8 protein-coding genes are annotated in these 7311 nt (G+C 27.6%); 6 read left to right on the top strand and 2 right to left on the bottom strand.

Annotated features, from left to right (window positions below; genetic code table 11):
• Both QK892_RS18130 and QK892_RS18135 read left to right on the top strand, forming a co-directional pair.
• A partial coding sequence (locus tag QK892_RS18130; protein WP_317274954.1) for a hypothetical protein occupies positions 1-213 on the top strand: 213 nt, incomplete at its 5' end.
• Between the two features lie 60 nt (positions 214-273).
• Positions 274-429 (top strand): hypothetical protein, encoded by a 156-nt coding sequence (locus tag QK892_RS18135; RefSeq protein WP_317274955.1) that lies wholly within the window; start codon positions 274-276, stop codon positions 427-429.
• 40 nt (positions 430-469) lie between these two features.
• Here QK892_RS18135 and ilvA read toward each other — a convergent pair whose 3' ends face one another.
• A complete protein-coding gene (gene ilvA, locus QK892_RS18140) occupies positions 470-1669 on the bottom strand; it encodes a threonine ammonia-lyase (RefSeq protein ID WP_317274956.1) in 1200 nt (399 codons plus the stop codon).
• Positions 1670-1808: 139 nt separating this feature from the next.
• Between ilvA and QK892_RS18145 the strand changes: the two genes are divergently transcribed.
• Together QK892_RS18145 and QK892_RS18150 are read left to right on the top strand one after the other, a co-directional pair.
• A complete protein-coding gene (locus QK892_RS18145; RefSeq protein ID WP_317274957.1) occupies positions 1809-1970 on the top strand; it encodes a hypothetical protein in 162 nt (53 codons plus the stop codon).
• Complete coding sequence (locus QK892_RS18150; RefSeq protein WP_317274958.1) at positions 1963-2823, top strand: SDR family oxidoreductase; 861 nt, start codon at positions 1963-1965, stop codon at positions 2821-2823. Before QK892_RS18145 ends, QK892_RS18150 begins: the two co-directional genes overlap by 8 nt.
• Positions 2824-3023: 200 nt before the next feature.
• Here the strand turns inward: QK892_RS18150 and QK892_RS18155 are convergent, their stop codons facing one another.
• The gene (locus QK892_RS18155; RefSeq protein ID WP_317274959.1) at positions 3024-4631 is read right to left on the bottom strand and encodes a DUF2207 domain-containing protein; all 1608 of its coding nucleotides are present in this window, start codon (positions 4629-4631) and stop codon (positions 3024-3026) included.
• A gap of 107 nt (positions 4632-4738) precedes the next feature.
• Here QK892_RS18155 and QK892_RS18160 point away from each other — a divergent pair, with 107 nt between their 5' ends.
• Positions 4739-5695, top strand: coding sequence for a DUF7916 family protein (locus tag QK892_RS18160; protein ID WP_317274960.1), 957 nt, complete (start codon positions 4739-4741; stop codon positions 5693-5695).
• A gap of 132 nt (positions 5696-5827) precedes the next feature.
• Entirely contained in the window at positions 5828-7201 is a 1374-nt protein-coding gene (gene hydA, locus QK892_RS18165) for a dihydropyrimidinase (RefSeq protein WP_317274961.1), read from the top strand.
• Positions 7202-7311: the final 110 nt, after the last annotated feature.

The following is a 7311-nucleotide window of genomic DNA, read 5'->3' on the forward strand; positions in this document are numbered from 1 at the left end:
GACTCTTTAATAAGGAAGTATAGAAAAAATGGTGGATTAGAAGAGTTTAGAAGTATTAAAGAAGAAATTGAATTAAGATATTCTAAAGATATCAATAAGTTTTTACTAAGTAAAATAGACGAGGATATAATTAACAATAATGAGTTTTATGGTGAATATCTAAATTCTAAAAAAGAAGATTTTATAAATTCTATAATTTGTACTATAATTTAAACATAAAATACATTCTTAAGGGTAAAATAATATTGAAGTACAACCTTAGGAGGTGTAGTTATGAAAAATAAACTAATGAGAAAAATGAAAAAGACATTCAAAAAAAGTAAAGATAAAGGAATGATCTTATTCGAAATGGCTGATGACTTTATGGACATTATTCAAAATGCAAAGTCATATAAAAAAATAAATAAAAAAAGAAAAAAATTAAGATAATAAAAGTAATAGCTTAAGCAAAAAGCTTAAGCTATTACTTTTAATACATTTGTTCAATTTTAAAACCATTTTTATATAAAGTAGATTTTATAAGTTCTATATGATCAATTCCGTTAGTTTCAATAGTGACTTCAAGCAGGACATTTTTCAATCTATTCGACGCTTTGAACTGGTTATGTTCTAATTGTACAACATTTGCATTTAATTCAGATAATATGCTTGAAATTTCTTGTAGTTGACCTGGAATATCTGGAAGCTCTACAGAAAAACAGAATAACCTTCCTCTTTCTACTAATCCATCACTTATTAAAGAAGAAATAGTTAACATATCAATATTACCACCACTAATTATTGACACTACTTTTTTTCCCTCTAAATTCAATTTTCTTAATGCAGCTAAAGAAGCAACACCAGATGCTTCAGCCAATAATTTATGTTTTTCACATAAAATTAGGAATGCTTCAGCAATTTCTTTATCAGATACTGTTACAATATCATCAACATAATCTTTTACTATATTATAAGTTAACTCACCAGGACACTTGACAGCTATACCATCAGCTATAGTATTTACTGAATTCAGTGATATTAATTCTCCAAATTTATAACTTTGCTCCATTGCGTTTGCGCCCTCAGCCTGTACTCCAATAACTTTAATATTAGGGTTTATCTCTTTAAGTGCTAAAGAAATACCACTTATTAATCCACCCCCACCGATAGGGCAGACTATGACATCAACATCATTAATATCTTCTATAATTTCTAAAGCTATAGTACCTTGTCCATAAATAACGTTCATATCATTAAAGGGATGAATAAAAATAGAGTCATTTTCTGTTTCAATAGATTTAGCTTTTAAGAAAGCATCATCGTAGCATGTACCATCTAATACCACATTGCCACCTAACTCTTGTGTAGATTGAATTTTTAAATAAGGTGTATTTTTAGGCATAACTATAGTTGAAGAAACTCCAAGAAGATTAGCAGCATAAGCTACACCTTGAGCATGGTTACCTGCAGAAGAACAAACTACTCCTTTAGCTTTTTCTTCGTCGGTTAATGTTCTAATTTTATTAAATGCACCTCTAATTTTATAAGCACCAGTTACTTGCAAATTTTCACATTTCATATAGACAGAGCAATTATTTATTAATGAAAAAATTGGGCTATGTAATAAAGGCGTCTTATTAATAATATCTTTAATATTTTCTCTAGTTCTTTTTATTTCATTTAAATGCATATGATTCCACCTCTGGTAAATTTTATAAATACTATTATATCATTGAACAACAAGTATTAGAAGATTTTAAATTTCAAAAAAAGTATAAATTATTAAAAATAGCAGAAAAATAATCATATATAAAGAAAGGAGTGAAAAAATGAAAAATAATTTTACAGACTTAAGCAATGTTGGAAATTTTACTAAACTATCAGTAAAGAGATTTGAGGAAAACATAGTTAATAAAACAAACTATTTAGAAAGTGTAGCCAAGAATAGATTAGGACAAGAATATACTTTTGAGGAGGACAAAAATGAATAATAAATTTCCGAATACATTCCCTCCTCAAAAACAAAATGTACAACCAGGAATAGAAGAAGATATGAATCCGAAACCAATATATAAAAGTAATTCTCAAAATTGTGGGAAACTAAAAGATAAGGTTGCTGTAATTACTGGTGGAGATAGTGGAATAGGAAGGGCGGTTGCTATTTCTTATGCTAAAGAAGGAGCTAAAATAGCTATTATTTATTTAAATGAACATAAAGATGCAGAGATTACAAAGAATGAAATTGAGGCTTTAGGTGGAGAGTGTATATTATTAAGTGGTGATATAGGCAATGAAGAGTTTTGTGTTTCTTCAATTAATAGTATTAAAGATAAATTTAATCAAATTAATATCATTGTTAATAACTCAGCTGAACAACATACATGTAATAATTTAGAGGATATAACTACTGAACAATTTGAGAAGACTTTTAAAACTAATGTATTTGGAGCTTTCTTCATTACAAAAGAGGCTCTTAAATATCTATCATATGGAGATTGTATTATTAACACAACTTCTATAACAGCTTATAAAGGAAATGAAACATTAATAGATTATTCTATGACTAAAGGAGCACTAACAACTTTTACACGTTCATTAGCTTTAAATTTAGTTGGTAAAGGAATAAGAGTAAATGCAGTTGCACCGGGGCCAGTTTGGACACCACTTATTCCAGCTTCATTTGATCAGTTCCAAGTATCTATGTTTGGTCAAAATAATCCTATGAAAAGAGCTGCTCAGCCTGTAGAAATAGCAGAAGCATATGTTTTTTTAGCTAGTGAAGGAGCTAGTTTTATTACTGGTGAAACTATACATATAAATGGTGGAGAAATAGTTAATTCATAATAAATGATGATACTACTGTGAAGATTGTGATGTCTATCACGACAATTATTAATATTGGATATAATTAAAAGCAGATTTAATAAAGCGGTTACTTTTAAAGTTAAAAGTAACCGCTTTTAGAAATATATTTGAATTAAGTTTGGACTAAGAAACAACTTTTGATACTTTCTTTAAAGAAAGTACTAGGTTGAGTTATCTTATTAGAAGCCTCCAGAAGATCCACCACCGCCACCATTAAAACTACTTCCTGACGAAAAGCTATTAAAACTATTATTACCACCATTATTCGAAGAATTACTTATCTTTTCCTCTGTAGAAGAATGTATTTTATCAAATAATAAGTAGTTATTCATATAAAAATAGTAATAGCTATTTTGGTTAATGGTATTTTCTTTTGGATAAATATCTAAATCAATATAATCAATGCCTAATGCAGATGAATAAATAATAGATTCTTTAATATTTAAAATATCTTTATTTTCAATTAAAGATAATAAATGTTTTTTATATGCATCCCATTTTAAATACTGATCATAAGCCTCATTATTCAAAACTTCTTTATCTCTAATAGTAGTATATAAATTAAGTCTTCTACCATCTATTCTAATTTGATTTATAAAATCCCAATAAGAATTATTAAACTTTTTAGCTTTCTTAGAGCTATTTTCAATAAGTTTTTTTATTGAAAGAAGATTAAATTCATTGTTTTGATTTTCATATTTTTTAAACCAGTTAACTAGTATTTTTAAATGAGGATATTCACAATCATTAACATCTTTAATTCTAGTAAATATTATATTTTCAAGCTTACTATCTTTATCTAAGGAAGTATTTAATTTATATAGTCCTATATTAGCAAGATATAATAATGTTGACGGTACAAGTGACCAAGATATATTATTTTTATTATAAATATACGCTACTATAGTTGGACTTTCATTAGATGGTGGAAAAAACAAGTAATCTTCATTAGTAAAAAGATATTCAGAACGATATTCTTCTAATGCCTTGTTGAATAGTTTTTTATTACGTTTATAAACAAGATAAAAAGCTAAGGCAATAATAACAATTAATGAGAATGAAGGAACTAAGAAAAATGGATTAAATTTATCTTCTCCTATGCTGGACTCATCATAATAAGTGTCAATAGTAGTTAGATTTAAATAATCTTTTTGAAATCTTAGCTTAATTCCTATATCAGAAGTGAGGTTATTTCCATTTATTATAATCCTGTCTTTAGTTGTTTCAGAATTAAAACTTCCGTCACCAAAAACAATATAATAAAGGTCTTCAGTATTAAATGGAGAATTATTAAGCTTTAAATTTAAATTAACTTTATTTACAGGTGCATCGTAAGAGGCAGTATAGAAACTCCAATATAAAGAACTATAATCCTTATATTTTTCAGCTACATTTTTTGCTGTATATTTAATATTAAATTTCTTTTCTTCATTAGAACTTTGGGAATATATTTTTATTTGGATTTTATTATCATAGTTTAAAATTTCATAACTATTTTCTGAGCCATCATCCTTAAGGGCTAAAGAACTAGTACCCGTTGAATCAATAACTATTACTTCTGAAATATCATATCCTTCAGAACCTTTTAAATTTAGATCTACATATATTCCATTAAAATCTCCATTAAAATTATAAGTAAAAGTTTTATCTACATATACATCCCCATTTTCTTTTATTTCAGCATTTATAGAAAGATCAGTAATATTATATGACCTAGAGCTTGCTGATACATTTATAGGAATAAGTAGAATGAAAAAAGTAGTTAAAATTAATATTATTTTTTTCAATAGATTCCCCCCCTTTTTTATAGAAATAAAGTACACATTATATATTATAGTTTAAACATTTACAAATTACACTATGTATGTATAATATTATATGTAATAGAAAAGGAGTGATTTGCTTGAAAAGAATCTTTGAATTAACAACAAAGGATATTGAGACAATTAATAAAGATGAATTAAAAGAAATAATTAAGGGGTCAGAAGGTAGGACTGTAATGTCTGAATGTATCATTAGTTATACTCCGTATATTAGAGAAGTATCAAATTTAGAACTTGCTTCAAGTTTTGGTGCAGATATGTTAACTTTAAATACTTTTGATTTTGAAAAACCATTTATATTTGGTATAGATGGAGGAAATATTTTACTAAATGATTTAGGGAAAATAGCAGAGATATACGAAGATAGCGTAAAAAGAAATTTAAATGATAAAAATTATATAAAAAATATTAAGAAATTAGTTGGTAGATTAATAGGAGTAAATTTAGAACCAGTACCAGAAGGAAGCACTTATCAAAAAGGTTTTACATTAAACGAATATAGTCTTAAAAAAGTTAAAGATTATGGATTTGATTATATTGTAATAACAGGAAATCCAAATACAGGAGTTAATGCTGAAACAATATGCAATGGAATAAAGTTAGCTAAGGAAATACTAGGTGAAGATACCTTAATTATAGCGGGTAAAATGCATGGTGCAGGTAGTGGAAATATATATGATGAAGAAACTATAAAAGGATTTATAGATGCTGGTGCAGATGTAGTATTAATCCCAGCGCCAGGTACAGTGCCAGGATTTGATTTAACTCTAGCAAAAGATATTATTTCTATGATACATGAGAATGGTGCATTAGCAATGACAACAATAGGTACATCTCAAGAAGGTTCAAGTAAATCAGTTATAGAACAAATTGCCTTAAATTCTAAGATGGCAGGAGCAGATATCCAACATATAGGAGATTGTGGAACTTTTGGTATGGCACTGCCAGAAAATATTATGACATTATCTACTACAATTAGAGGAATAAGACATACATATAGAAGAATGGCTCAATCTATATTAAGATAATTATCAAAATGATAAATACTCTCAAAATGATAATGCTTTTTGAGAGTATTTTAGTATTTCTAGCAAGTTTTTATTGGCATGATGGTTGCTTATTTATAAATATAAATAAAATTTGAAAGAGAAGTGAATGAAATGTCTTTACTAATAAAGAATGGAACCATTGTTACAGCTAGCGATACTTATATTGGTGATATTTATATTGAAGATGGAATTATTAAAGAGATTGCTACTAATTTAAATATATCTAGCGATGAAATCATTGATGCTAAGGGTAAATATGTTATTCCTGGTGGTGTAGATGTTCATACTCATCTGAATCTAGATGTAGGTATAGCTATAGCAAATGATGATTTTTATACTGGGACAGTAGCAGCAGCTTGCGGTGGAACTACAACAATTATTGATCATATGGGTTTTGGCCCAAAGGGGTGTAATTTGAAACATCAAGTTGATGTATATCATGGATATGCAGATGGTAACGCTGTTGTTGACTATAGTTTTCATGGTGTTATTCAACATATAAATGAGGAAGTTTTAGATGAGATGGAAAGTATAGTTAAAGAAGAGGGGATACCAAGCTTTAAAGTGTATTTAACATATGATTATATGTTAGAAGATGAGTATGTTTTAAAGGTCCTTAATAGATTAAAAGAACTTGGGGGAATAACTACAGTTCATTGTGAAAATCATGGTAGTATAAAAGTATTAAAGGAACATTTTGTGAAAAATGGGTGTACAAGTCCTAAATATCATCCTTTAAGTAGACCTTCAGAAGCTGAAGGAGAAGCTATTAATAGAATGATTAATCTGTCTAAAATTGCAGAAAATGCACCTTTATATGTTGTTCATCTTTCTTCACAAATAGGGTTAAGCTATATAAAAATGGCTAATGAGAGGGGAGAAAATGTTTATGCAGAGACATGTCCTCAATATTTAGTTTTAGATGATAGTAGATATGAGGAAGAGAATAATGAAGGATTAAAGTATATTATGAGCCCACCTTTAAGAAAAAAGGAAGATATTGAAGCTTTATGGAAGGGCATAAATGACGGATATATAAAAACAATAGCAACAGATCATTGTCCTTTTTCATTTAATAAAGACAAGCAGCTTGGAAAAGATGATTTTACTAAGTGTCCTAACGGAGTACCTGGAATCGAAGAAAGAATTCCTCTGATTTTTTCTGAAGGAGTAATGAAAAAGAGGATAAGTATTAATAAATTTGTTGAAGTATGTTCAACAAATCCAGCAAAGATATTTGGTTTGTATCCTAAAAAGGGCACAATTCAAGTGGGATCTGACGGAGATATAGTAATAATAGATCCTAATATAGCAAAAGTATTAAAAATTGATGAATTACACTCAAATGTAGACTACACAGCTTATGAAGGAACAAAAATAAAAGGATATCCTATATATACTATATTAAGAGGAAAAATAATAGCTAAGGATAATAATTTTATTGGTGAAAAGGGATATGGTGTATTTTTAAAAAGAAAAATCTGAAATTAAATTAAGTAACGGTATTATACATACTGTTACTTAATTTAATTCCATAAAAATTTATTTAATTATGCTTTCAAATAGTTAATAATTTACTAGCATACTAATCTTAT

It is taken from the genome of Clostridium lamae, assembly GCF_033043255.1.
GTDB lineage: Bacteria > Bacillota > Clostridia > Clostridiales > Clostridiaceae > Clostridium > Clostridium lamae.

Bases quoted from the DNA above. Each gene is read 5' to 3' on its own strand.
- QK892_RS18135 (WP_317274955.1), top strand. From the start codon at position 274: ATGAAAAATAAACTAATGAGAAAAATGAAAAAGACATTCAAAAAAAGT.
- ilvA (WP_317274956.1), bottom strand. From the start codon at position 1,669: ATGCATTTAAATGAAATAAAAAGAACTAGAGAAAATATTAAAGATATT.
- QK892_RS18145 (WP_317274957.1), top strand. From the start codon at position 1,809: ATGAAAAATAATTTTACAGACTTAAGCAATGTTGGAAATTTTACTAAA.
- QK892_RS18150 (WP_317274958.1), top strand. From the start codon at position 1,963: ATGAATAATAAATTTCCGAATACATTCCCTCCTCAAAAACAAAATGTA.
- hydA (WP_317274961.1), top strand. From the start codon at position 5,828: ATGTCTTTACTAATAAAGAATGGAACCATTGTTACAGCTAGCGATACT.